The sequence below is a fragment of the Streptomyces sp. NPDC085866 genome (assembly GCF_044541035.1).
GTDB lineage: Bacteria > Actinomycetota > Actinomycetes > Streptomycetales > Streptomycetaceae > Streptomyces.
Genome location: NZ_JBITSQ010000011.1, coordinates 345,993 through 369,508, shown reverse-complemented (window position 1 = coordinate 369,508; position 23,516 = coordinate 345,993). Strand labels below are relative to the sequence as shown.

The 23,516-nt window shown below is 73.0% G+C and carries 17 protein-coding genes, 1 tRNA gene and 1 riboswitch; of the genes, 8 read left to right on the top strand and 10 right to left on the bottom strand.

Going from position 1 to position 23,516, the window contains the following annotated elements; genetic code table 11:
• The first annotated feature begins 574 nt into the window (after window positions 1–574).
• On the top strand, window positions 575–2,506 hold the full coding sequence (locus ACIF83_RS28910) for a sigma-70 family RNA polymerase sigma factor (protein ID WP_399731196.1): 1,932 nt from the start codon (window positions 575–577) through the stop codon (window positions 2,504–2,506).
• Here the strand turns inward: ACIF83_RS28910 and ACIF83_RS28905 are convergent.
• Both ACIF83_RS28905 and ACIF83_RS28900 read right to left on the bottom strand, forming a co-directional pair.
• Window positions 2,503–5,793, bottom strand: a complete 3,291-nt coding sequence (locus tag ACIF83_RS28905; RefSeq protein ID WP_399731193.1) for a BTAD domain-containing putative transcriptional regulator — start codon at window positions 5,791–5,793, stop codon at window positions 2,503–2,505. The genes ACIF83_RS28910 and ACIF83_RS28905 overlap by 4 nt on opposite strands.
• Window positions 5,794–5,867: 74 nt before the next feature.
• Entirely contained in the window at window positions 5,868–7,970 is a 2,103-nt protein-coding gene (locus ACIF83_RS28900; RefSeq protein WP_399731190.1) for an asparagine synthase-related protein, read from the bottom strand.
• A 746-nt stretch (window positions 7,971–8,716) separates the two neighbouring features.
• On the opposite strand from ACIF83_RS28900, the gene ACIF83_RS28895 reads away from it, so the two are divergent.
• From ACIF83_RS28895 to ACIF83_RS28880, 4 genes are all read left to right on the top strand, one after another.
• Window positions 8,717–10,141, top strand: coding sequence for an MFS transporter (locus ACIF83_RS28895; RefSeq protein WP_399731187.1), 1,425 nt, complete (start codon window positions 8,717–8,719; stop codon window positions 10,139–10,141).
• 75 nt (window positions 10,142–10,216) lie between these two features.
• Window positions 10,217–11,425, top strand: coding sequence for an L-2-hydroxyglutarate oxidase (gene lhgO / locus ACIF83_RS28890; protein ID WP_393474148.1), 1,209 nt, complete (start codon window positions 10,217–10,219; stop codon window positions 11,423–11,425).
• A 130-nt stretch (window positions 11,426–11,555) separates the two neighbouring features.
• On the top strand, window positions 11,556–12,398 hold the full coding sequence (trmB, locus tag ACIF83_RS28885) for a tRNA (guanosine(46)-N7)-methyltransferase TrmB (protein WP_393474151.1): 843 nt from the start codon (window positions 11,556–11,558) through the stop codon (window positions 12,396–12,398).
• A 37-nt stretch (window positions 12,399–12,435) separates the two neighbouring features.
• Window positions 12,436–13,743 (top strand): PrsW family intramembrane metalloprotease, encoded by a 1,308-nt coding sequence (locus tag ACIF83_RS28880; protein ID WP_399731182.1) that lies wholly within the window; start codon window positions 12,436–12,438, stop codon window positions 13,741–13,743.
• A gap of 94 nt (window positions 13,744–13,837) precedes the next feature.
• Here ACIF83_RS28880 and ACIF83_RS28875 read toward each other — a convergent pair whose 3' ends face one another.
• The 5 genes from ACIF83_RS28875 to ACIF83_RS28855 form a co-directional block, all read right to left on the bottom strand.
• A complete protein-coding gene (locus ACIF83_RS28875; RefSeq protein WP_398140654.1) occupies window positions 13,838–14,794 on the bottom strand; it encodes an aldo/keto reductase in 957 nt (318 codons plus the stop codon).
• Window positions 14,795–14,983: 189 nt separating this feature from the next.
• Window positions 14,984–16,012: a M23 family metallopeptidase gene (locus ACIF83_RS28870; protein ID WP_393474159.1), complete on the bottom strand. Its 1,029-nt coding sequence runs from the start codon at window positions 16,010–16,012 to the stop codon at window positions 14,984–14,986.
• A 7-nt stretch (window positions 16,013–16,019) separates the two neighbouring features.
• Window positions 16,020–16,179, bottom strand: a riboswitch (cyclic di-AMP (ydaO/yuaA leader).
• Window positions 16,180–16,420: 241 nt separating this feature from the next.
• Window positions 16,421–17,620 (bottom strand): PP2C family protein-serine/threonine phosphatase, encoded by a 1,200-nt coding sequence (locus ACIF83_RS28865; RefSeq protein ID WP_399731178.1) that lies wholly within the window; start codon window positions 17,618–17,620, stop codon window positions 16,421–16,423.
• Between the two features lie 201 nt (window positions 17,621–17,821).
• Window positions 17,822–17,895, bottom strand: a tRNA-Met gene (locus ACIF83_RS28860).
• Window positions 17,896–17,960: 65 nt separating this feature from the next.
• Window positions 17,961–19,094 carry a dihydrofolate reductase family protein gene (locus ACIF83_RS28855; RefSeq protein ID WP_393474165.1) on the bottom strand — a complete coding sequence of 378 codons (1,134 nt, stop codon included), beginning with the start codon at window positions 19,092–19,094 and terminating at the stop codon, window positions 17,961–17,963.
• Window positions 19,095–19,169: 75 nt separating this feature from the next.
• Here ACIF83_RS28855 and ACIF83_RS28850 point away from each other — a divergent pair, with 75 nt between their 5' ends.
• Entirely contained in the window at window positions 19,170–19,700 is a 531-nt protein-coding gene (locus tag ACIF83_RS28850; protein WP_393474168.1) for a MarR family winged helix-turn-helix transcriptional regulator, read from the top strand.
• A 98-nt stretch (window positions 19,701–19,798) separates the two neighbouring features.
• Window positions 19,799–20,434 carry a GTP cyclohydrolase II gene (ribA, locus tag ACIF83_RS28845; protein ID WP_399731174.1) on the top strand — a complete coding sequence of 212 codons (636 nt, stop codon included), beginning with the start codon at window positions 19,799–19,801 and terminating at the stop codon, window positions 20,432–20,434.
• A 51-nt stretch (window positions 20,435–20,485) separates the two neighbouring features.
• On the opposite strand, the gene ACIF83_RS28840 is transcribed toward ribA, so the two are convergent.
• From ACIF83_RS28840 to ACIF83_RS28830, 3 genes are read right to left on the bottom strand one after another with little or no spacing between them, the layout of a single operon-like run.
• Entirely contained in the window at window positions 20,486–21,193 is a 708-nt protein-coding gene (locus ACIF83_RS28840) for a B3/4 domain-containing protein (RefSeq protein WP_399731171.1), read from the bottom strand.
• A gap of 40 nt (window positions 21,194–21,233) precedes the next feature.
• The gene (locus ACIF83_RS28835; protein WP_393474177.1) at window positions 21,234–21,881 is read right to left on the bottom strand and encodes an FMN-binding negative transcriptional regulator; all 648 of its coding nucleotides are present in this window, start codon (window positions 21,879–21,881) and stop codon (window positions 21,234–21,236) included.
• 36 nt (window positions 21,882–21,917) lie between these two features.
• Window positions 21,918–22,754, bottom strand: a complete 837-nt coding sequence (locus tag ACIF83_RS28830; RefSeq protein WP_393474180.1) for an EamA family transporter — start codon at window positions 22,752–22,754, stop codon at window positions 21,918–21,920.
• 143 nt (window positions 22,755–22,897) lie between these two features.
• On the opposite strand from ACIF83_RS28830, the gene ACIF83_RS28825 reads away from it, so the two are divergent.
• The gene (locus ACIF83_RS28825) at window positions 22,898–23,491 is read left to right on the top strand and encodes a helix-turn-helix domain-containing protein (protein ID WP_399731167.1); all 594 of its coding nucleotides are present in this window, start codon (window positions 22,898–22,900) and stop codon (window positions 23,489–23,491) included.
• Window positions 23,492–23,516 lie beyond the last annotated feature (25 nt).

The following is a 23,516-nucleotide window of genomic DNA, read 5'->3' as shown; positions in this document are numbered from 1 at the left end:
CATGGGACCGATCGTCATGCGGCGAGCCCCATGCGCCTACCGCAGGCAGCTGGTGCGCCGCGGCCCCAACGGGGCATAAGCACCGACTACGGGTGTTGAGCCATGGGACCGATCGTCATGCGGCGAGCCCCATGCGCCTACCGCAGGCAGCTGGTGCGCCGCGGCCCCAACGGGGCATAAGCACCGACTACGGGTGTTGAGCCATGGGGCCGACCGCCCACGTAGCGGGCCCCGTGTGGGGTCTCGGTGGTGCGTGCGGGGCCTTTGCAGCGTCAGCGTCGGCTGGGCGTGGCGGGCCGTGGGATCGGTCGGCTTGCGGTGGGGTGCGGGCCGCTGAATACGCGTGGCTGTTGTGCGGTGTCAGCGCCATGGGCGGGTGCCGGGTCTCGGGGCTCGCCGTCATGGGTGGGCCGGGGCGGAGCTGTCGCCCGCGTGGGGGCTTGTTCGGTTGCTGGGGGTGACAAGTGCGCTCGGATGAGTGGATGGGGCGTACGGGCTGTACTTGAACGAAAGACAATGTGGCACCCTGAGCCGGTGACGGGTTGGGCTGGGCCGGGGTCGGGGGCTTTGCGCGATGGGCGTTGACGGGTGGGACGAGTCACGCGGTGACGGTGACTCCGAGACCGGAGGGCTGACCTCGCCGCAGGTGCCGAGTCAGGGCGGGCGGGGCAGGACGGCCGCGGATCAGAGCGTGCCCGCTCAGCGGGGCGGAAGTGTGCTGCCGCCCCGGGAGATGCCGCCCGCCGACGGTGAGTTGATCGAGCGGATGCGGGCGGGGGACGACTCCGCCTACGAGGAGCTGTACCGGCGGCACGCGGATGCGGTGCGCCGGTACGCCCGTACCTGTTGCCGTGACGGGCACACCGCGGACGACCTCACCGCCGAGGTGTTCGCCCGCATGCTGCAGGCGGTGCGTGGCGGGTCGGGGCCCGAACACGCCGTACGGGCCTATCTGCTGACCTCCGTGCGGCGCGTCGCCGCGCACTGGAGCAGGTCGGCGCGGCGCGAGCAGCTCGTGGACGACTTCGCCGTGTTCGCGCAGCAGGCCTCGCGTGGGTCCGAGGTGTCCGACGACGCCGCCCTGGATCCCGGTGCCGATGTGCGGGCCCTGCACGAGGCCGAGCAGTCCATGGCCATGCAGGCCTTCCGCTCGCTGCCCGAGCGCTGGCAGGCGGTGCTGTGGCACACCGAGGTGGAGGACGAGTCGCCGAGCCAGGTGGCCGTCCTGTTCGGGCTGGACGCCAACGGCACCCGGGTGCTGGCGAGCCGTGCCCGCGAGGGGCTGAGGCAGGCCTATCTGCAGGCTCACGTCAGCGCCTCGCTCGTCGGCGACGAGGAGTGCTCCCGCTACGCGGACCAGCTCGGCACCTACGCCCGCCGCAAGCTGCGCATCCGTGCCGAACGGGGTCTGCGCATGCACCTGGACGAGTGCGCCAGATGCCGGCTGGCGGCCGCGCAGATCGAGGAAGTCGCGAGCGGGATCCCCGCGGTGGTGCCGGTCGCGGTCATCGGCTGGTTCGGGGCCGCCGGGTATGCGAAGGCGCTCGGGATCATCGCCGGTGGCGCCGGGGTGGGTGCGGCGGGTGCCGCGGCCGCTGCCGGCGGTTCCTCCAGCAGTGCAGGGGGTGGTGCGGCCGCCGCCGGCGGGTCCTCCGGCGGCTCGGGTGCGAGTGCCGGCGCCGCTGCCTCTGAAGGGCTCGGGGCGCCGGTGAAGGCCGGGATCGCGGCCGGTGTGGTCGCGGTGGCCGTCGCCGCGGTGTCCATGGCGCTGCTGAACGACAGCCACCCGACCAAGGAGGTGGCCAAGCCGGCGCAGTCCCCGCCCGCCGTCGAGCAGCCACAGCCGCAGCCGTCGGCAGCCACGCCCTCGCCCACACCTACGCCGAGCAAGAAGAAGCCCGCTCCGGTGCCGGTGGCGCTGGCTCCCGAGCCGGCCCGCACACCGACGCCTGCTCCCACACCGACGCCCACACCCACCCCGACGCCGCCCCCCACGCCCGCCCCGACGCCGACGCCGACGCCCAAGCCGACCCCAACGCACACACCCACCCCCACTCCGCCGCCGGCTCCCGTCGTCTACGAGTGGAGCGATCTGCGCTACGACGTCAACGGCGACGGCACCGCGCCCGAGATGCGGCTGCACGAGAGCAGCTGGGTGTGGCAGCGGTACGGGATGTCGATCGCCGGCAAGCAATACCCGCGCGGGGTCACCGTGCACGGCAAGTCCTCCGTCACCATCGACCTCAACCGCCAGTGCACGGCCTACGACGCCCTGGCCGGTGTGGACGACATGACCCTCGGGCTCGGCAAGGTCTCCTTCTCGGTCTACGCCGACGGGGTCCGGCTGTGGCGGTCCGGGATGGTCAAGGGCTGGGACGCGGCCGTGCCCGTCCATGTCGATCTGACCGGGCGCAGGACCGTACGGCTCGTCGTGGAACCGCACAGCAACGTCATCGACCGGGGCGCGCTGGCGGACTGGGCCGAATCCCGGTTCACCTGCCGCTAGCGGGGCTCACGGGCGCGGGTGGGCGCCGGTGCCTCCAGTTCCCGCAGGACGTCCTCCGTGGTGAGGGAAGCGCCCCGGGCCCGCTCGGCCGCGTAGCGGTCCGGGGTCAGTGCCGTGCGGGCCGCGGTGTCGATCCGCTCGGCCTGGGTGTGCTCCGGCTCGGGACGCGGGTGGCCGGCGCGCCAGTGCCCGGCGGCCGCGAACAGCCGGACGGCGCCCGCCAGGTCGCCGATCCCGGCCAGCAGGACGGCGCCGACGTCGACCAGCCCCGCCGTGATCGACTCGGCGCAGCGCCGTTCCACCGCCTCGCGCAGTGCCCCCGCCACGATCGGCAGGGCGGGCCCGGGACCGGACTCGCCGGCCGTGATCAGAGCCTCGACCGTGCTCAGGGCGGCCGTGAACTGCGGTGGCGGGGTGCCGCCCGCCGCGACCGCGCGGGTCATGTCGTACAGCTCGCGCGCATGGGCCAGGTCGCCGTCGTTCGCGGCGATGTGGGCCCGCATCATCAGGATGAACGCCCGGGACTCCGCCACCCCGTACACGTCGGCGGCCGTGCCGGCGTCGTCCAGGACGGCGAGGGCGCTCGTGCGGTCCCCCGAGCGGTAGGCGATCTCGGCGAGCCGGGCCATGAGGAACGGCGACTCGGCGTAGGCGCCCACCTCGTAGGCGAGCCGCAGCGCCTCCTCGTACTCGGCGCGGGCCTCCATGAACCTGCCGCGGGCCATGGCCGCCTCACCGGCCGCGCTGCACACCTGCGCCCGCATCCAGCGGTCCCCGACGCGCCGGCTGAGCGCCCGCAGCTCCGCCAGGTCCTCGTCGACGCCCCGCAGGTTGCCCGGCGAGTCGACGACCACATGGGTGCGGTACATCAGGGAGACGCCGATCTCCCAGTCCCCGCCGTATCTGCGGCAGTTGGCGACGGCGGCGGCCATGTCGGGTCGCACGTCGGCCGGGCCGCCCAGGTAGTAGGCGGTCAGCGGCCAGACGATGCCGGGCAGGCGGGCGGACTGCGGACCGCCGTGCTCGAAGCCGGCCCGCACGCGGGCGATGTACTCCGGGGCGCGAGGGTCGGCCGCGAGGGTCGCCGTGCTCGACTCCGAGGTCAGGAACAGGTCGAGCATCCGCAGGTCCATGCGCAGCTCGCGCAGCGGGTGGCCCGCCTCGCCGTCGGGTGCGGCGAGGAAGGCGCCGACCGGGTCGGCCGACTCCGTCAGCGCGACGAGACCGGTCTGCCCCGCGCCCTCGGGCAGGGTGTCGCGGGCGACGCCCAGGCGCAGCACGAGCTGCACCCACTCCATCGCCTCCTGGCGGTAGTTGCGCAGCCACCAGAACCAGCCGATCGCCAGGGCGATCGCGCCCGCCTCCGCCTCGTCGCCGGCGCGCAGCGCGCGGTCCAGGGCCGCGCGGATGTTGTCGAGTTCGTTCTCCAGGCGGCCGATCCAGGGCAGTTGGGCCGCCGAGCGCAGCCGGGGCTCGGCCTGCTCGACGAGTGCGCGCGCCCAGGCGCGGTGGCGCCGCTCGGCCGCCGCGCGCAGTTCGGGGATCTCGGCGGCTCGCTCGGTGGCGTACTCGTGGATGGTCTCCAGCATCCGGTACCGCATACCGCCGAAGGGGTCCGGGCCGTCCGGGGCGGCCACGACGAGGGACTTGTCCACGAGGGCGCCGATCAGCTCCGCCGCCGGGCCGGTGCAGACGGCCTCGGCCGCCGTGAGGTCCCAGCCGCCGGCGAACACCGACACCTCGCGCAGCACCGTCCGCTCCCGCTCGGCCAGCAGGTCCCAGGACCAGTCGACGACCGCGCGCAGGGTCTGCTGGCGGGGCAGGACCGTGCGGCTTCCGGAGGTGAGCAGGCGGAAGCGGTCGTCCAGCCGGTCGGCGATCTGGCGCGGGGTCAGCAGTCTGAGCCGGGCCGCGGCCAGCTCGATGGCGAGCGGCAGTCCGTCCAGGCGGCGACAGATCTCCGCGACGGCCTCGGTGTCGCGGAGCACCGCGTCGGCGTCGGGACGGACGGCCTGCGCGCGCTCCGCGAAGAGGCGGTGGGCCTGCTCGGGGACGAGGGGTTCGACCGGGCGCACCGACTCGCCGGGGACGCCCAGGGGTTCACGGCTGGTGGCGAGGACCGTGAGCCCGGGGCAGTGGGTGAGGAGGGTCTCGGCGAGGGCGGCGGCCGCGCCGATGACGTGTTCGCAGTTGTCGAGGATCAGGAGTTGGCTGCGCGGGGCGCAGTACTCGATCAGCAGGGCCGTGGGGTCGGCCTGCGGTGTCGTCAGGTCGTTGGCCCGGAGCACGGTCTCGCGCAGACCGAGGGCGCTCACCACGGCGCCGGGCACCGCCTCGGACCGGTCGAGCGGGGCCAGCTCGACCAGCCATGCCTGGGGCAGCCCTGCGGCGGCCTCCTCGGCGAGGCGGGTCTTCCCCGAGCCGCCCGGTCCGGTGAGGGTGACCAGGCGGGCCCTGTGCAGATCGGAACGAATGGCTTCGAGTTCGGGTTCCCGGCCGACGAAGGACGTCAGGCGGGGGCGGAGGTTGCCCGTCCGCTCCGGGGGACGGATGGGGGCGGCCGCGGGCGGCTCCTGCTGCAGCAACGAGGCGTGCAGGGCCTGGAGTTCCGGGCCGGGGTCGGTGCCGAGGGTGTCGGCGAGGGTGCGGCGGGCGGACTCGTACGCGGCGAGGGCGTCGGCGGTGCGGCCGGTGTCGCGCAGGGCGCGGATGAGGAGCGCGTGCAGGGGTTCGTCGTACGGGTGGGCGGTGGTCAGTTCCGTCAGGTCCGGTACGACGTCCTGGGCACGGCCCAGCCGCAGCCGGGCCTCGGCGCGGCCCCGGAGCGCCTCCAGGCGGAGTGCGTCCGGGCGGGCGGCGGCGGTGCGGTCCGGGAGGTCGGCGAGGGCGGGGCCGTGCCACAGGGCGAGCGCCTCGTCCAGGCCGCTTGACGCGGTCCGGGCGTCGCCGCGGTCCAGAGCCGCCATGGCCGTACGCACCAGGGATTCGAAGACGAAGAGGTCCACGTCGTCCTCGGTGGCGGCGAGGCGGTAGCCGCCGGGTTGCGAGCCCACCGTGTCCTTGCCGAGGGCCCTGCGGAGCCGGCCCACCAGGGCCTGGAGGGCGGCCGGGGCGTCCTCGGGCGGATCGTCGGCCCAGACCTCGCCGATCAGGGTCTGCGGGGCGGTGACCCGCCCGGGGCGAAGCGCCAGTGCGGCGAGCAGCGCGCGCAGGCGGGGGCCGCCGACCGCCTTGACGGTTCCCTGGTCGTCCTCCGCCTGGGTGACGCCCAGGATTCTGTACCGCACCGGCACATTGTCGCCGGAGGCGGGAACGGAGGCACGGGGGTTTGCGTGCGCCCCGCGCGGGGGCGTACGGCGGCCTAGCCGCTCAGTCCCGCGGCTCCCGCGGCTCCCGCGCCCAGGGCGCCCCGGCGCGGTGCGATGCCTCCGGGTACGGCACGCGCGCGAGCGGGTGTGCCGGTCCAGCAGGTGCCCCGGCGGGAGAGGAGGCGGCGGAGCCAGAGTTCGAGGGAGATCAGGTCGGCCAGGCCGTCCAGGGGGAGCGGTTCGCCCTCTGCCGCCGACCGGAGGGCCTTGCGGACCACTCGGGCCTCCACCAGACCGGCCTCGGCCAGGAGGGGGGTGGAGAAGAGGTCCACCAGGGAGTCCGCCGCCACGCGCAGGCCCGCGCGCGCGGCCGCCGCGGAGGAGCCGTGGGAGGGAGTGCCCCAGCCGGGCGGGAGGCCCGCGACGCCGGCGCCCTCCAGGACCGTCCGCAGGACGGCGGAGCGGGCTCCGGGCTGGACGCGCAGGGCCTCGGGGAGGGCGCGGCAGGCGCGGACGACCTGGTTGTCGAGGAAGGGCGCGTGCAGGCGCTGCGAGCGGATCTCGACGGCCTGTTCGAGGACGCGCAGGTCGGACGCGTGGCGGGCCAGGACGGCACGCGCGCGGAACTCGCCGGGGCGCTGGGCGGAGCCCCCGGGGGAGCGCTCCGCCTCACTCTGGAGCAGAACCGATACTTCAGCCAGTGCCTCCCCCGTCAGCCAGCGCGCCGCCGGCCCCGGTCTCCCCCAGGTCAGTGCGGCGAGGGACGCGCCGACGGCGCCCCCGGGCTCGTCGAAGCGGTGCCGGATCAGCCGCTCGGCGAGCAGTTCCAGGCCCGCCCGGTACGGAGTGCGCGCCAGCCGCCGGGCCGCGCCGTACACGCGCGCGGGGACCATCACCGAGCCGTCGGCCCGGGCGAGCGCCGCGACCGGCCGTACCAGGTGGCGTCGTTTGCGGTCCATGAGGAGGTCAGCGAGGCGGGCGGGGTGGGCGTCCAGGACCTGGCGGGCGCCGTGGCCGGTGAAGTGGTCGGCGCTGCCGGCGGCGAGCCGGGCGCGGTGGCGGGCGGCGGTGACCAGGGAGGGGCCCGGCTCGTCGGTGAGGGGGCCGTCGAGGTCGGCGTACGGCAGGGTCTCCTCGCCGCCGGTCACCACCACGTGGTGCAGCCGCGGGTTGGCCGCGAGGGCTCCCGCGCGCTCCAGTTCGGCCTCGCGGCCGCCGACGGCCAGGTCGTTGAAGGTGACGGCGAGCAGCCGTTCCCCGGCGCCCGTGCCGTGGCCGAGCAGCGTGCCCGGCCGGCCAGGCAGTCCGGCCGCCAGCAGCGCCAGCGTGCCGGAGGCGGGCCCGCCGGACAGGTCGGCGCCGATCCCCGGCACCGGCATCCCGCGCGCGGCCCGCCGCTCCGCGGGGCCCATGCCCGGCACCGGCCCGGGGTCGAGGTCGGGCACGTGCCGCGGCGCCGACAGCCGCGCGCGCACCGCCTCGACGAGTGCGTCCCGTACGGCGTCCACGGCGCGGCCGGGGTCCGCCGGGGGCGCCGCAACCGCGAGGGAGGCGACCGGCTCGTACCCGGCGATCTCGCGCGCTCCGGCGCGCAGGACGAGGGCATGCCCCGGCGGAATGCGCCGTACGCCGTCGTACGGGGTGGTGTCCCGCAGGGCGGCCGGTACGTCGGGGGCGGCGAGCAGGGCCGCCAGGTGGCCGAAGTCGAGGTTGGCCTCGATGAGGTCGGCGAGCGGCAGCGCGGCGGTGGCGTAGGCCGTACCGCCGGCCCAGGGCGTGTGGAACACCGGGCGGGCGCCCGCGAGATCGCCGCAGACGGTGATCCTCCGGCCCACCTGGACGACGGCCGTGTAACTGCCGGGCCAGGTGGTCAGATGGCGCAGTGCGCCACCGCGCGCGGTGAACAGTCCGCGCCGCAGCTCCTCGTCGGTCGCCCCGCAGGTGCCGAGGACGGCGATCCGGTTCTGCGCGTCGGCCTTCACCACGCGCACCTCGTCCGGGCGCCAGTCGCCGACGGCCCACAGGGGATCGGGGTCGCCCCACAGGAGTTGGGAGCCGACCGGGTGCAGGGTCTCGCCGTCGTACCCGGTGGCGCCCGCGGAACCGATTCCGGAAGCGCCCGCGGCGGTGCTGCTCCAACCCACCAACCACCGCATCGACACCTCCACAGCCTGTGGACAACCAGTGCACCGCAGAAACCGGGTCCCCATGCTGCCATGAAGAACGCGGTGTGGAGGGGCGGTGACGCCGCCTTCGATCGAGGGAACGTCGGGCGAACGCCGAGGGGAGGCCGCGCGGGAGGGCGAGGGGTGAGCGACGGAACGCCCGTACGACTCGCGGCGGATGGCGGCAGAGCTCCAGGTGGGTGCGACGCGAATGCGCCCCCGATATGCGCCCCGAAAACGCCCTTCACGCCCTCAAGTCCCATGGTGGGAGCGGAAATCACCCCCTGAGGACGGGGTCGATTTTCAGCCAAATTGGCGGCGGCCGCGCGAAGTCGAGCACGCTCCGTACAGGCCTGCGGAGCACCCGGCGGCACCGCAACGCGCACAGTCCGGGAGGCGGGCATCGCCTCCCGGACCGGTCCGCCACCCGCGGGGATGAAGGTGGCGGTGTCCCCCAGCCCGCTGGATCCAGTACAGCGGGCCGACCCACGCATCAGCCATGGAACCGCTCCCCCGATGGCCGGAGAAGAGCGCACGGACGGGCGCACGGCCACACGGGCGGGGGCACGCCGCAACAGCGTGTGCACGGTGCGTACAGGGCCGCACTCGCGTACGGACCACAATCCCGCCAACCGGAACAATGCCCCTTAACGCTTGGGATGCGGCGAACTACGCTGGGTTTACGAATGCCGCACGGTTATGCCAGTGCGGCAGCCGTCTGTGTCGAGGGGTGGCGCATGTCCAGGGAGCAACGCGGGCCGAACGAAAAACTCGGCACCGTTCTCGCCCTCGCGGGAATCAGCAATGCAGGACTCGCGCGACGCGTCAACGATCTTGGCGCTCAACGCGGGTTGACGCTTCGCTACGACAAGACCTCGGTGGCGCGCTGGGTGTCGAAGGGGATGGTGCCGCAGGGAGCGGCGCCGCACCTCATCGCGGCCGCCATCGGCCAGAAGCTCGGCCGCCCGGTGCCGCTCCACGAGATAGGCCTGGCGGACGCGGACCCCGCACCCGAAGTGGGTCTCGCCTTCCCCAGAGACGTGGGGCAGGCGGTGAAGTCGGCCACTGAGCTGTACCGGCTCGACCTCGCAGGGCGCCGGGCCGGCTCCGGGGGCATCTGGCAGTCGCTCGCCGGGTCGTTCGCAGTGACCGCATACGCAACGCCTGCCTCGCGATGGCTGATAACCCCCGCCGACAGCTCGGTCGCGCGGGAGGCGAACTCTGCCGAGGGATCCGGTGCACCGATCAAAGTCGGCCACAGCGATGTGCAGAAGCTGCGGGAGGCCGCGGAGGACGCCAGGCGCTGGGACTCCAAGTACGGAGGCGGCGACTGGCGTTCGTCGATGGTGCCGGAGTGCTTAAGGGTGGAGGCGGCGCCGCTGCTGCTCGGCTCGTACTCCGACGAGGTCGGCCGCGCCCTGTTCGGGGCCACCGCCGAACTCACCCGGCTCGCGGGCTGGATGGCCTTCGACACCGGTCAGCAGGAGGCGGCGCAGCGGTACTACATCCAGGCGCTGCGGCTCGCGCGCGCGGCCGCGGACGTCCCGCTCGGGGGCTATGTGCTGGCCTCCATGTCGCTGCAGGCGACGTACCGGGGCTTCGGCGACGAGGGGGTCGATCTGGCGCAGGCCGCCCTGGAGCGCAACCGGGGGCTGGCGACCGCGCGCACGATGAGCTTCTTCCGGCTGGTGGAGGCGCGGGCACACGCACGCGCGGGGGATGCGCAGGCCGCCGGCACTGCGCTGAAGGCCGCCGAGGGGTGGCTCGAGCGGTCACGGGAGGGTGACAACGATCCATCTTGGCTTGGTTTCTATGGATACGACCGTTTTGCCGCTGATGCTGCGGAGTGCTACCGGGATCTGAAGGCGCCTCGGCAGGTGCGGAGGTTCACCGAGCAGGCGTTGTCCAAGCCGACGGAGGAGTTCGTGCGGTCGCACGGACTGCGGCTCGTCGTTTCTGCCGTCGCCGAGCTGGAGTCGGGGAATCTGGATGCGGCGTGCGAACAGGGGGTGCGAGCCGTGGAGGTGGCCGGTCGGATCTCGTCCGCCCGGACCACCGAGTACGTGAAGGATCTTCTGCATCGGCTGGAGCCGTACGGGGACGAGCCGAGGGTGGTGGAGCTGCGGGAGCGGGCCAGGCCGTTGCTGATGGCTCCGGCGTAGGCGCGCGACACTCTTCCTGCGTTTGAAGGCACTGTCAGTGGCGCAGTGCACTATCGAGGTGGGAGGTGGTGCACGGTGCGGGTCGGGGCGTACGACTGTGATGTGCTCGTGATCGGGGGTGGGATCGTCGGGCTGTCCACGGCGTATGCGATCACGCGGGCCGCGCCGGGGACACGGGTGACCGTGCTGGAGAAGGAGCCGGGCCCGGCCCGGCACCAGACGGGGCGCAACAGCGGGGTCATCCACAGCGGGATCTACTACCGGCCGGGCTCGCTCAAGGCGCGGTACGCGGTGCGGGGCGCGGCCGAGATGGTCAAGTTCTGCGCCGAGTACGGCATCGCGCACGCCGTCACCGGCAAGCTGATCGTCGCCACCGAGCGGGAGGAGCTGCCGCGACTGCACGCGCTCGTCCAGCGCGGGCGGGAGAACGGGATCCCGGTGCGGGAGCTGGGCGCCGCGCAGATCGCCGAGTACGAGCCGGAGGTCCGGGGACTCGCGGCCATCCACGTCGGCACGACCGGGGTGTGTGACTTCGTGGGCGTCGCCCGGCAGCTGGCGCGGGCCTCGGGGGCGGAGATCCGGTACGGGGCCGAGGTCGTACGGGTGGACCGGCGGCCGGAGCGGGGTGTGGCCGTGCTCACCGCGGACGGGGACGTCGTGCGCGGGCGGGTGCTGGTGAACTGCGCCGGGTTGTACTGCGACGAGGTGGCGCGGCTGACCGGGGACGACCCCGAGGTGCGGATCGTGCCGTTCCGGGGGGAGTACTACGAGCTGGCCCGGCCCGAGCTGGTGCGGGGGCTGGTGTATCCGGTGCCGGATCCGGCGTTCCCGTTCCTCGGCGTGCATCTGACGCGCGGGATCGACGGGGGCGTGCACATCGGGCCCAACGCGGTGCCGGCGCTGGCCCGGGAGGGGTACGCGTGGGGGGTCGTACGGCCCCGGGAGCTGGCCGGGACGGTGGCGTGGCCGGGGTCCTGGGTGATCGCTCGGCGGCACTGGCGGTACGGGGCGGGGGAGCTGCGGCGGTCGGTGTCCAAGGGAGCGTTTCTGCAGGCGGTGCGGAGGTTGTTGCCTGCGGCGCAGGAGGAGGATCTGGTGCGGGCCCCTGCCGGAGTGCGGGCACAGGCGGTGCTGCGGGACGGGACGCTGGTGGACGACTTTCTGATTCGGGAGGGGGCTCGGGCTGTGCATGTGCTCAACGCGCCGTCTCCTGCGGCTACCGCTTCGCTGCCGATCGGTAGGGAGGTCGGGCGGCGCGCGTTGTCCATGCTCGGCTCGCTGTAGTGCCGTCCCAGGGGGCTGCGCCCCCTGGACCCCCGTCTTGCCCACCCACCCGACTCGCTGGGTCGAGAAGGTGCCGTCCCGGACCGGCCCGGCTCGGGCGGGCGGAGAGGCGCCGTAAAATCGAGGCACTGTGTCTGACTCCCTTAACGCCCCCGAAGCCCCCCGGTCCGGTGCTGCCGAGCCGGTGTCGTCGCATGTTCCCGGTGTGTCCGTTCGGCACAACCGGGCCAAGGGGGAGCCGCGGTTTCCGGACGGGCCCAGGGCCGATCCCGCCGGGTCGCACTTCGAGCGGCGGATCCGGAGTTTCCAGCCGCGCCGGAGCCGGGTGACCGCCGGGCAGGCGGACGCGCTGCAGCGGCTCTGGCCCAAGTGGGGGCTGGACATCGACGGGCAGGGTGTCATCGATCTCGGCGAGCTGTTCGGGAACGACAAGCCCGTCGTGCTGGAGATCGGGTTCGGGATGGGCGAGGCCACCGCGCAGATGGCCGCCGGGGACCCGGACACGAACATCCTCGCCGTGGACGTGCACACGCCGGGCCAGGGGAACCTGCTCAACCTCGCCGACCGGAACGGGCTGTCCAACGTCCGGGTCGGGAACGGCGACGCGATCATCCTGCTCCGGGAGATGCTCCGGCCCGACGCGCTCGGCGGGCTGCGCGTGTACTTCCCGGATCCCTGGCCCAAGAAGCGGCACCACAAGCGGCGGCTGATCCAGCCCGAGTTCCTGTCGCTGGCCGCGACCCGGCTGAAGCCCGGGGCGATCGTGCACTGCGCGACGGACTGGGAGCCGTACGCCGAGCAGATGCTCGAGGTGCTCACCGCGCATCCGGACTTCGAGAACACCCAGGCCGACGGCGGTTTCTCGCCGCGTCCCGAGTTCCGGCCGCTGACCCGTTTCGAGGGGCAGGGACTGGACAAGGGACATGTGGTGAACGATCTGCTGTTCCGTCGCGTACCGCATCAGCAGCAGTAGCAGCCCCCTTCGTCCTGTCATCGTTAGGGTCGATGCCGTGGCCATCAGTCCTCCGTACCCGACCTACTCCCCCGGCCCCGGAAGCGGTGCGCATCCGCACTGGTGGCAGCGCCGGTGGGTGCGCTACGGGGCGCTGATCACGCTACTTGCGCTGTCCGGCCTGGTGATCCTCGCGCTGGTGCGCCGGCAGACCGGCACGGAGGGCTTCCTGGTCGGGCTGGGCCTCGCCGTCCTGCCCGTGCCCTGGCTGATAGCCGCCTTCCGGTGGCTGGACCGGGTCGAACCGGGCCCCTGGCGGAATCTGGTCTTCGCGTTCGCCTGGGGCGCCTGTGCGGCGGCGCTGATCGCCATCGTCGCCAACAGTTTCGCCACGAAGTGGATCGCCACCTCGACCGCCGACCCCGCCGGCGCCGACACCCTCGGCGCGACCGTGATCGCGCCCATAGTGGAGGAGTCCGCCAAGGCCGCATCCGTGCTGCTGGTCTTCCTCTTCCGCAGACGCGACTTCACCGGGATCGTCGACGGCGTCGTGATAGCCGGGGTCACCGCCACCGGGTTCGCGTTCACCGAGAACATCCTCTACCTGGGCACGGCCTTCGGTACCGACCAGCTCACCGGCGACCGCGGCATCGCCTCCGTCACCGCCGCCACCTTCTTCGTGCGCATCGTGATGTCCCCGTTCGCGCATCCCCTGTTCACCGTGCTCACCGGCATCGGCTTCGGGATCGCCGCGCTCTCCTCGGAACGGCAGCACGCCCGGCGCGTCCTGGTTCCGCTCGGCGGCTTGCTGCTCGCGATGAGCATGCACGCCTTCTGGAACGGCTCCTCGGCCTTCGGCGAGTTCGGGTTCTTCGCCGTCTACGGCGCCTTCATGGTGCCCGCCTTCGGGCTGCTCACGTGGCTCGCGATCTGGACACGGCAACGAGAGCTGCGGACCGTGCGGGAGGAGCTGCCGGCGTATGTGTACGCCGGGTGGCTGGGGCCGGCCGAGCCGTTCGCACTCGGGTCGATGCGGGCACGGCGGACGGCCCGGGAACACGCCCGGCAGCACTTCGGAGGGCGGCCCGCGGCCCGGGCCGTGGCGCAGTACGAGGCGTACGCCACCTCGCTGGCGTTCCTGCGGCACCGGGGGCGGCGCGGGCGGGCCGGGGCCGACTTCGTCCTACGGGAGCAGGAGTTGCTCGCCGAGCTGTGGCAGCGCAGGAGCGTCGCTCGGCCGGCCCTGGAGTACGCGGCGAGGGTGGCCGCGCCGGCTCGGCCGTTGTACGGAGCGCCGGTGCCGGTGCCTTACTGGTACGGCCGTCCGGCGGCACCCCACCCTGCCCACAACCCGTACCGGTCCTAGCCGTACCGGTCGTGGAGAGTTCGGCACCGCCGGTTCACGGCGTCGTGGCCGAGCGCCGTCGTGGCCGAGCGCCGTCGCGGCGGAGACGGAGAGGTCAGACGGAAGCCTCGGTCAAGCGGTCCACTTCCTCCTTGGTCAGCTCCAGCTCTCCCACTCCCAGCAGCGCCGGCAGCTGCTCCACCGTCCGCGCCGACGCGATCGGGGCCGTCACCGTCGGCTGGGCGGCCAGCCAGGCGAGGGCGACCGTGGCCACGGGGGCCTCGTGGGCGGTGGCGATCTCGTCCAGGGCCCTGAGGACCTTCTGGCCGCGCTCGGACTCCAGGTGCTTGGCGGCCGAACCGGCGCGGGCGCTCTCGACCGTCGTACCGGGGCGGTACTTCCCGGTGAGGAAGCCGGAGGCGAGGGCGAAGTACGGGACCGCCGCGAGGCCCTCACGGGCGGCGAGGTCCTGCAGCGGGCCCTCGTAGGTGTCGCGGGAGACCAGGTTGTAGTGGGGCTGGAGGGCGACGTACCGGGCCAGGCCTTCGCGCCTGGAGAAGTCCAGGGAGGCCTGGAGGCGCTCCGGCGAGATGTTCGAGGCGGCGATGTGCCGGACCTTGCCCGCCTTCACCAGCTCGTCGAGCGCGCCGATGATCTCCTCGACCGGCACCTCGGGCTTGTCGAAGTGGGTGTAGTAGAGGTCGATGTAGTCGGTGTCCAGGCGGCGCAGGGAGGCGTCGGCGGCCGCCTTGATGTTGGCGGCGGTCAGGCCCTGGTACTCGGGGTGCTGGCTGACCTTGGTCGCGATGACGACGTCGGAGCGGTTGCCGCGGGCCTTGACCCACTTGCCGATGATCGTCTCGGACTCCCCGCCCTTGTTGCCCTCGATCCACGCCGAGTAGGAGTCGGCGGTGTCGACGAAGTTGCCGCCGGCGGCCGTGTAGGCGTCGAGGACGGCGAAGGAGGTCTCCTCGTCGGCGGTCCAGCCGAAGACGTTGCCGCCGAGGGCGAGAGGGAAGACCCGAAGGTCGGAGGAGCCGAGTGTGCGCAGGGAAGCATGAGAGTCGGTCATGCTTCAGTTCAACGATCACTCCCGTCCCACCCATTCCAGGATTGCTGCGAACGGGGTGTGAACAGGTGTGGGTACGGGTGGGTGAGCAGGCGGGGGAAGGCACGACCGGCAGCCCTGACGTCGGGGGGGTGTCGTCAGGGCTGCCGGGGACCGGATGAGGGGTGGGTCAGGAGCGGGTCGGTGAGCCGCTCAGGGGGTCAGGCCCTTGCCGCGCAGCCACGTCATCGGGTCGATGCCGGTGGCCTGGCCGCCCGGGTGGACCTCCAGGTGGAGGTGCGGGCCGGTGACGTTGCCGGTGGCGCCGACGCGGCCGATGACGTCGCCGGTGCTGACCTTCTGACCTACGGAGACGCCGATCGAGGACTGGTGGCAGAACCACAGCTCGGTGCCGTCGTCGAGGGTGAGGATCGTGCGGTAGCCGTAGGCGCCGGCCCAGCCCGCCTCGGTGATGGTGCCGCTGTGGATCGCCTTGATGAGGGTGCCCGTGGGGGCGGCGAAGTCGAGGCCGGTGTGGTAGCCGGAGGACCACATCGATCCGGGCTGGCCGAAGGTGCCGGTGATCGTGTACGAGACGACCGGCAGCCTGTACTGCTTGGCCAGCGCGGCCAGGCGCTCTTCCTCGGCCTTCTTCTTGGCCGCGGCCTCCGCCTCCTTCTTGGCCTCGGTGGCCTTGGCTGCGGCTTCCTTCTGCGCCTTGGCGGCCGCGTCGGCGGCCTGCTTCTCGGCGGCGGCCGCCGCCGACGCGGCGGCCTTGATGTCGGCCTTGCTCTGCTGCTGCTCGGCCTGGGCCATGATGCGGTTGCGCAGGGCCTCGCCCGCGTCGCCCTGGTCACTGTCGGCGTCGGTCGTGCCGACGTTGCTCAGCGACGCATCGGCGGCCTTGGACGCGTCGGAGGAGGAGCCGTCGAACAGGGAGCTGACGGAGTCCAGGTCGGGCATGGAGATGGAGACCGGCGGCTTGCCGGTGTGGGCGCTGGCCATGCCGCCCGCGCCGACGGCGGCGATGACACCGACGCCGAGGACCGTGGAGCTGCGGGCGAGTCCGCCGCCACGCTGCTTGGCCACGCGGTGCCGACCGCGTACCGGCCGTATGGACTCCTCGGTGGGGTTCCACTCCTCCCAGGGGCCCTCGTCGGTGTGCTGAGCGCCGAAGTATCCGAAGGTCTCGGTCTCGCTCGGCATGAACGGGGCTTCTGGGGCAGGCCGGTTGGACGCCACGAAGGCGCACTCCTTTCCTTCCTCCGCCTACCGGGTTAGCTGACGGGTTCGGAGCAGGAAGGTCTCCTACGCGCGTATACCTGCCGTGCTTCCACGGCGGCATCCGCGTGATTCACCCCAAGGTGGTGGTTCCCCGGTTCCCTTGCGGGATTCGGCGCGTGCGCACGGAGCCGCCTCTTGTGACGGCTGGGACGACCGCGCTGCGTTATCGAACGTTAATAGACCCGGACGTCAGATTCCAAGCTGTTCTACTTGATCATTAACGGATTTCAGGGCGGACATAGGTGTCACGACCGGTGGAAAACGGGCGAGTTGACCGGCGTCCAGGAGTCTCGGCGGTTTTGATGGTGTCTCAGATGTTATGCGGAGGGCGCCCGTCCGATCACCTTGGGTGACACTGGCGGGGCGTCAGGGACGCCGTACGGCCAGCAGCGCCATGTCGTCCGTCATCCCGCCCCCGGAGTGCCGGCGCACCTCCGCGGCGAGGCGGCCGAGCAGCGAGCGCGGATCGGGAAAGCGGCGTCCGGCGAGCCGGCGCAGGGGGTCGTAGAAGCGGCCGTGGGCGTCGCGGGCCTCGGACAGGCCGTCGGTGTAGAGCAGCAGGGTGGCGCCGCTCGGGAAGCCGGACTCGGTCGCGCGGTCGGGCCACAGGCCGAGGTCGGCCATGCCGAGCGGCAGCGCGGGTTCGTGCGCGGCCAGGGTGCGCAGGGTGCCGTCGTCGTGCAGGAGCAGCGGTGGCGGGTGGCCGCGGTTGACGATCCGGACCACACCGTCGCCGCCGCCGTGCGGGAGTTCGGCGAGGACGGCGGTGGTGAAGCCCTCGAAGGCGTCGATGCCGTCCCGCCGGGTGCCCTCGCGGGCCAGCGCCCGCTCCAGCCGCGCGGCCACCGCCTCCAGCGTGGTCTCCTGCTCGGCGGCCTCCCGGAACGCCCCGATGACCACGGCGACGGCGGCGACCGCGCCCATGCCCTTGCCGCGTACGTCCCCGACGATCAGCCGCACGCCGTGCGGGCTGTCCTGCACCGCGTACAGGTCACCGCCGATGAAGGCGCCCTCCTGTGCCGCCTCGTACCGGGCCGCGATGTCGAAGCCGGCGATGCGGTCGTCCGGTTCGGGCAGGACGGCCCGCTGGGCGGCCTCGGCGATCTCCCGGGCGGAGGCGAGCCGCTGGTCGCCGAGGCGCAGGACGCGGTTGATGGCGGCGGCCAGCACGGCGACCGTGGCCACGGTGACGATCTCGGTGATCGTGTGCACGTCCACAGCGGGACCGAACTGGGTGCAGACGACGACGGTGGCGACCAGGGCGGCCAGGCCGGTGAGGAGCGTGGTGCGCAGCGAGGACAGGGGCGCGGCGATCAGCGGGGCGGCCGTGAAGAAGGGCACGGCGGTGAAGGCGCGCGGAGTGAGCAGGTCGTACCCGACCCCGGCGGCGATCAGGAGGGCGGGCAGGGCGCGGGCCAGGGTGCGCGAGGTGGGGCGGCGGCCGCGGCGTCTGTCCGGTGACAGGGGTGAGCGGTCCGCACCGAGGCCGGGGACTGGGGCGGGGTCGCGCGGGAGTCGGCCGCCGGCCCTGGCGTACGGGCTCTCCTCCAGCTCACCAGGGCGCACTGCTCGTCTCCCGTGTCCTTGACCTACGTCCAGCGTGGCGGGAGCGGGGAGGGCGGGCGACTGCTGTGGACCGAGCGGATGACCGACTGTGACGTATGCCACTCGGTGTTCCGTCGAAAGGCACCTCGGTGTTCCGCCGAAGGATGCCGGGAAACACTCAGGGCCGGAATCCATTGCTGGATTCCGGCCCTGAGCCTTCAGTAGCGGGGACAGGATTTGAACCTGCGACCTCTGGGTTATGAGCCCAGCGAGCTACCGAGCTGCTCCACCCCGCGTCGTTGTGTCTCAAGCATACGCCATCCGCAGGACACGATGCACACAGGTAGCCGTGGGGTGTCGCTCAGAGCAGCAGGTGGGCGTTCGGCTCCTTCGCCAGGGCCTCGTACTCCGGCAGCACCACGGCCGCCACGCCCGCGCTCTGCAGCACCCCGGTTCCGTCCGCCGCCGTCACGAAGGTGTCCGGCTCCCGCCAGGCCGTGACCACCCGCCGTACGCCCGCCCGCAGGATCAGCTCGGCGCAGGGGGCGGGGCGGGAGGCGCGCCGGGTGCAGGGCTCCAGGCTGCTGTAGACGGTGGCGCCGGGCAGCCGCGGGTCGGCGGGGTCGATCTTCGCGAGGGCCGCCTCCTCCGCGTGCACCACGGGGTCGCCGCCCTCGCGCGAGTGACCGCGGGCCAGCTCCGTGCCGTCGGCCGCGACCACCACGGCGCCGACGCTGAAGGCGGTCCGCGAGGGCGGGCACAGGGCGGCGAGTTCACAGGCGGTGCGCAGCCAGTGGCGGTCGGCGGCGACGGGTTCCGGGCCGGTGCCGGGGGCGGTGGGCTCGTAGTGCATGAGGACGACGTCCTCGATCCGGCGGGTCTCGGTGAGGCGGAGCCGGCCGCCCTGGTACGCCCCCGGACCGAACAGGCGCGGAGCCGCCGGGTCGCCGACGAACAGCGGGGCGAGGACCAGCTGGAGTTCGTCGGCCAGGCCCTGCTGCAGCAGCTGGGTGTGGACGGTGCCGCCCCCCTCGACCATCAGTCGCCGCACCCCGCGCACGTCGTGCAGGTGCTCCAGCAGGGCGCGCCAGTCGAGGTCGGGGCCGAGGGAGACCACATCGGCGGTCCGGCCGAGGGCACGGGCGGCCTGCTCGGCGCCCTTGTCCGTCGTGTACACCAGCTTCTCGCCGCCGGTGTGCCAGAAGTTGGCGGCCGGGTCGAGGTCGCCGGAGGCGGTGACGGTGACCTTCAGCGGGTAGGCGGGCCGGCCCTCGGCGGTGCGGGCCGCCCTTCGCTCGGGCGAGTTCACCAGCAGGCGCGGGTTGTCGGCGCGGATGGTGCCGGCGCCGATCAGGATGGCGTCGACCGAGGCCCGTACCTCGTCGACCCGGTCGAAGTCGGCCGGGCTGGAGAGCAGGAGCCGGTCGGGGCCGGTGTCGTCCAGGTAGCCGTCGAGGGAGACGGCGGCGGACAGCAGGACGTACGGGTACGGCATCGGCGCGGTCTCCCTGGCGAGCGGTCACGAGCTGGTGGTCTTGGTTCAAGTTTGAAACAAACTTACACTGGCGTCATGACGACCCGCTGGCTCACCCCCGAGGAGCAGCGCGCCTGGCGCGCCTACATCGCCGCCTCCCAGCTTCTGGAGGACGCGATCGACCGGCAGCTCCAGCAGGAGGCCGGCATGCCCCACCTGTTCTACTCCGTGCTGGCCAACCTCTCCGAGGCCCCCGACCGGCGCCTGCGCATGACCGATCTCGCCGAGACGCTGAAGATCACGCGCAGCAGGCTGACGTACGCGGTGACCCGGCTGGAGCGGGACGGGCTGGTGCGGCGGGAGGAGTGCCCCTCGGACAAGCGCAGCAGTCTCGCGGTGCTGACGGACGCGGGGACGGCCGTGCTGGAGCGCACGGCGCCCGGGCATGTCGAGACGGTCCGCGCGACCCTGTTCGACCGGCTCACGCCCGAGCAGGTGGGACAGCTGGAGGAGATCTGCACGGGGATCACGCGCGGGTTGCAGGGCGACGACACCGAGGCCGGAGCGGGCGACGTCCCGTGGCGGCGCCGGTCGTCCTGCTCCTCGTCCCGGCCGGCCGAATCCTGAGTCGCACGCAAGACCAATTGCTTTAACTTTTAAGCATGGGGTAGGGTCCCTGCGACCGACTGCTTCAAATGTGAAGCAAGCCCATTCGGAGGACCCGCATGCCCGACACCCCCGCCGCCACGCAGCGCGCCCGCGTCCGGGTACCGCTGCACTTCCACGACGGCTACCGCGTCGACGCCGAACTCGTCACCTTCCACGGACTGGCCGACGGCCAGGAGCACCTGGCCGTCGTCCTCGGCGACCCCGGCCCCGTCCCGCTGGTCCGGCTGCACTCCGAGTGCCTCACCGGGGACGTCTTCGGCTCGGCCCGCTGCGACTGCGGTCCCCAGCTGCGCGAGGCGGTCGAGCGGATCGCCGAGCGCGGGGGCGTCCTGCTCTACCTCCGCCAGGAGGGGCGCGGCATCGGCCTCTACAACAAGCTCGACGCCTACGCCCTCCAGGACCAGGGTCTCGACACCTACGAGGCGAACGCCGCGCTCGGCCTCCCGGAGGACGCCCGCGACTACACGGCCGCCGGGCAGATGCTGCGCGCCCTCGGCATCGGGGAGCTGGACCTGCTGTCCAACAACCCCGACAAGGCGGAGCAGCTGCGCTCGCTCGGTGTCGTCGTACGGGACCGGGTGCCGACCGGCGTCTTCACCACGGCCCACAACGTCCGTTACCTGCGCGCCAAGGTCCTGCAGACCCAGCACACGCTGCCGCTGGGGGAGTTGACGGAGCTGAGCGCGGGCTGAACCGCGAGCCGGCCGCGGGCGCACGGAACCCGGTGAGGGGCCTCGGCCCCCTCAGGCGGTGACCTGCGGCTGTGCGGGACTCAGGTAGTGCACGGCGCTCTGTTCGGAGTGCGGGGCGAGGAGGCCCTGCAGTTCGTCCGCCGCGACCTTGAGGAGGTCGCCGTCGCGGGTGGCGTGGAGGGTTTCGAGGACGAAGGCCACGTGGGTGCTGTCCTCGGTGACGCGGGTGCGGTGGGCGTCGCGGTGGTTCCAGTGGCGGGTGAGGACGCCGGTGGTGTCCGCGTAGATGATCTCGCCGGGCTTGGGGTTCTCGACGGTGCCGGGTTCACCGAGGGGGGTGAACGTCTCGGTGCCGTCCGCGGGACGGATGTCGATGTCGCCGGTGACGTGGTCCAGGTCGAACGCGCCGGAGGGCAGGCCGTGCCGGACGGAGACGGCGTTGTAGGAGTCGACGGCCGGGTTGATGCGGGGCAGGCTGCCCCTCTTGGCGAGGCGGCGGCCGAGGGCGTCGACGCTGGGGCGGACGCGGCGGGGGTTGCTGCCGAAGGAGCGGTAGGCGGTGTGCCAGGCCTCGATGCGGGGGTCGCACTCGTCGGCGGGGTGCCAGGTGCCGTCGGCGAGTTGCTGTTCCAGTTGCTCCAGGGCCGTGGCGGTGTGCGGCCAGGGGTCGCGGCCGCGCAGACCGGTGACGGTGACCAGGGCGATGAGGGTGTCGGGGAAGGCGTCCGCGACGGCGGGGGCGATACGGAATGCGAGCATGGGCGGGTTTCCGATTCCTGCGTGCGACTGAAGGACGGGGTCAGGGCTTCCAGGGGCCGATGCGGTCCAGGCGGCGGAGCTGCCGACGCGCGGTGGGCACGTCCAGGCCCTGGCCGCGCTCGGTGAGGCGGCCGGCGACAGCGGCGCGGTGCTCGACCGGCTTGTGGTCGTCGTACTTGAACTTGGCCCGTACGCCGGTGACTTCCAGGCGCAGGCCGCGGATGCCGGACAGCATCCGGCCGTACGGGGGCTGGTCGACGGCGACGGGTGCGTGGTCGCCGTCGGGCTGGAAGTGGGCGAGCTGACGGCGCAGCAGCTCCGCCTTGGCCTCGGGGTCGTCGACGATCGCGGCCCGGCAGGTGAACTGGACGGCCGCGTAGTAGCTGGTGGGCACGCCGTCGGTGGGCGGGGTACCTGACTTGGCGCGCCAGGGGCCGGGGATGAAGGCGTAGTCGCCGATGACGGTGAAGGTGACGTTCGGGTCGTGCTCGATCGCCTGCCAGACCGGGTTGGGCCGGGCGAGGTGGATGAGCAGGTGGTCGCCGTCGCAGGTGAAATGGGTGGGGACGACGGCGGGCGGGTGGCCGGGCAGGCCGTTGACGCTCAGCTGTCCGAAGTCGTGGCCTTCGGCGATCCAGGACTGCCATTCGGCTTCGTCCAGGCCGGCGTCCCAGGGCTGGATGAACATGCGGTTCTCCTTGCGTGGTTGCGGCTGCGGGGCTGCTCAGGTCAGGGCGAGGAGGCCGACGGCGACGGCGGCGGTGCCGAGGCCGAGGAGCTGGCCCCGGTGGATGCGTTCGGCGAGCACGCCGCGGGCGAGCAGGACCGTGCCCGCCGGGTAGAGGGCGGTGATCACGGCGACGACGGTGAGGTCCCCGCTGCGGGCGGCGAGCAGGAACAGCAGGTTCGCCAGCGAGTCCAGGACGCCCGCGGCCGCCGACATCGCGTAAGCGGGCCGTTCGGGGCCCAGCCTGCGGTGCATCACCCCTGCCGCGGCCAGGGTGACGGCGGAGGAGACCGCCCGGCCCACGATCAGCGGTGCGACCCCGCTGTCGGACGGCGCCTGGTGCAGGAAGATCAGCTGGAGGGCGATGGCGCCACCCGCGCCGAGGGCCAGCAGCAGCGCCGTACGGGAAGGGCGGGCCGAACCCGCGCCGTGTCCGGCGCTGACCAGCACCACCGCCACCAGCGCGAGCGGCAGCCCCAGCAGGCCGGCGGCGGTCAGGTGCTCGCCCTGCAGCAGGCCGGCACCGACGGGCAGCGCGGCGGACACGAGCGCGGTCACCGGCGACAGCACGTTCATCGGGCCGATCGCCAGGGTGCGGTAGAGCAGGGCGAACGCGGCGGCCGAGGCGACTCCCGAGGCGGCGCCCCAGCCGAGGGCCGCGGTGTCGAACGAGGCACCGAGCACCGGCCACAACAGCAGTTCGACCGCGAGACTGGCCGGAGCCGCGACCATCACGGTCCGCAGCACATGGGCTTTCCGGGCGCCGAGGCCGCCGAGGAAGTCGGCACATCCGTACGCGAGTGAGCTGCCCAGGGCCAGCAGCAGAGCGATCACAGCACATCCTTCACTACAATGGAACGACCAAACCGTACAACGGATCGACCGCCCCATGTCAACCAAACGACCGCACGGTGCATTCCAGTGACCCGGTGATCCAGCGGTGAGAAAGTGATCCCGTGGTGAGAAACGGAGACCAGATGGCCGAGACGGCCGCAGCCCTGCGGACGGTCGCGAACAACGTCCGGGCGGCCCGCACCCGCGCGGGCCTCTCCCTGGACGAGCTGAGCAGGCGCGCCCAGGTCAGCAAGGGGGCCCTGGTCGCGCTGGAGAAGGCCCAGGGCAACCCCAACCTGGCCACCCTGGTCCGGCTGGCCGACGCCCTCGGCATCTCGGTGTCCGCCCTGATGCAGGGACCGCCAAAGGGCCGTGTCCGGGTCGTGGCCGCCGACTCCGTCGCCCCGCTGTGGACCGGGGAGCGGGGCAGCGAGGCCCGGCTCATGCTGACGACTTCGGGCCCCGCCCCCGTGGAGGTCTGGCGCTGGCGGCTGGAACCGGACGAGGAGTACCCGAGCCACCCGCACCAGGCCGGAGTCGTGGAGACCGTCAGTGTCACCTCCGGCCGGATGACCCTGATCGTCGACGGCACGGAGCACACCGTCGAAGCCGGACAGACCGCCACGTTCGACGGCGACGCCCCGCACACCTACCGCGGCTCGGGCACCGAAGCCTGCCACCTGATCATGACGGTCCACCTGCCGCCCGGCGCCCTGCCGGGTCCGGCCCCGGAATGACCGGGACCGGACCGAAGAAGTGCCC

Coding starts and splice junctions, on each gene's coding strand:
- ACIF83_RS28910 (WP_399731196.1), top strand. CDS start 575: ATGGGCGTTGACGGGTGGGACGAGTCACGCGGTGACGGTGACTCCGAG.
- ACIF83_RS28900 (WP_399731190.1), bottom strand. CDS start 7,970: ATGCGGTGGTTGGTGGGTTGGAGCAGCACCGCCGCGGGCGCTTCCGGA.
- ACIF83_RS28895 (WP_399731187.1), top strand. CDS start 8,717: ATGTCCAGGGAGCAACGCGGGCCGAACGAAAAACTCGGCACCGTTCTC.
- ACIF83_RS28875 (WP_398140654.1), bottom strand. CDS start 14,794: ATGACCGACTCTCATGCTTCCCTGCGCACACTCGGCTCCTCCGACCTT.
- ACIF83_RS28855 (WP_393474165.1), bottom strand. CDS start 19,094: ATGCCGTACCCGTACGTCCTGCTGTCCGCCGCCGTCTCCCTCGACGGC.
- ACIF83_RS28850 (WP_393474168.1), top strand. CDS start 19,170: ATGACGACCCGCTGGCTCACCCCCGAGGAGCAGCGCGCCTGGCGCGCC.
- ribA (WP_399731174.1), top strand. CDS start 19,799: ATGCCCGACACCCCCGCCGCCACGCAGCGCGCCCGCGTCCGGGTACCG.
- ACIF83_RS28840 (WP_399731171.1), bottom strand. CDS start 21,193: ATGCTCGCATTCCGTATCGCCCCCGCCGTCGCGGACGCCTTCCCCGAC.
- ACIF83_RS28835 (WP_393474177.1), bottom strand. CDS start 21,881: ATGTTCATCCAGCCCTGGGACGCCGGCCTGGACGAAGCCGAATGGCAG.
- ACIF83_RS28825 (WP_399731167.1), top strand. CDS start 22,898: ATGGCCGAGACGGCCGCAGCCCTGCGGACGGTCGCGAACAACGTCCGG.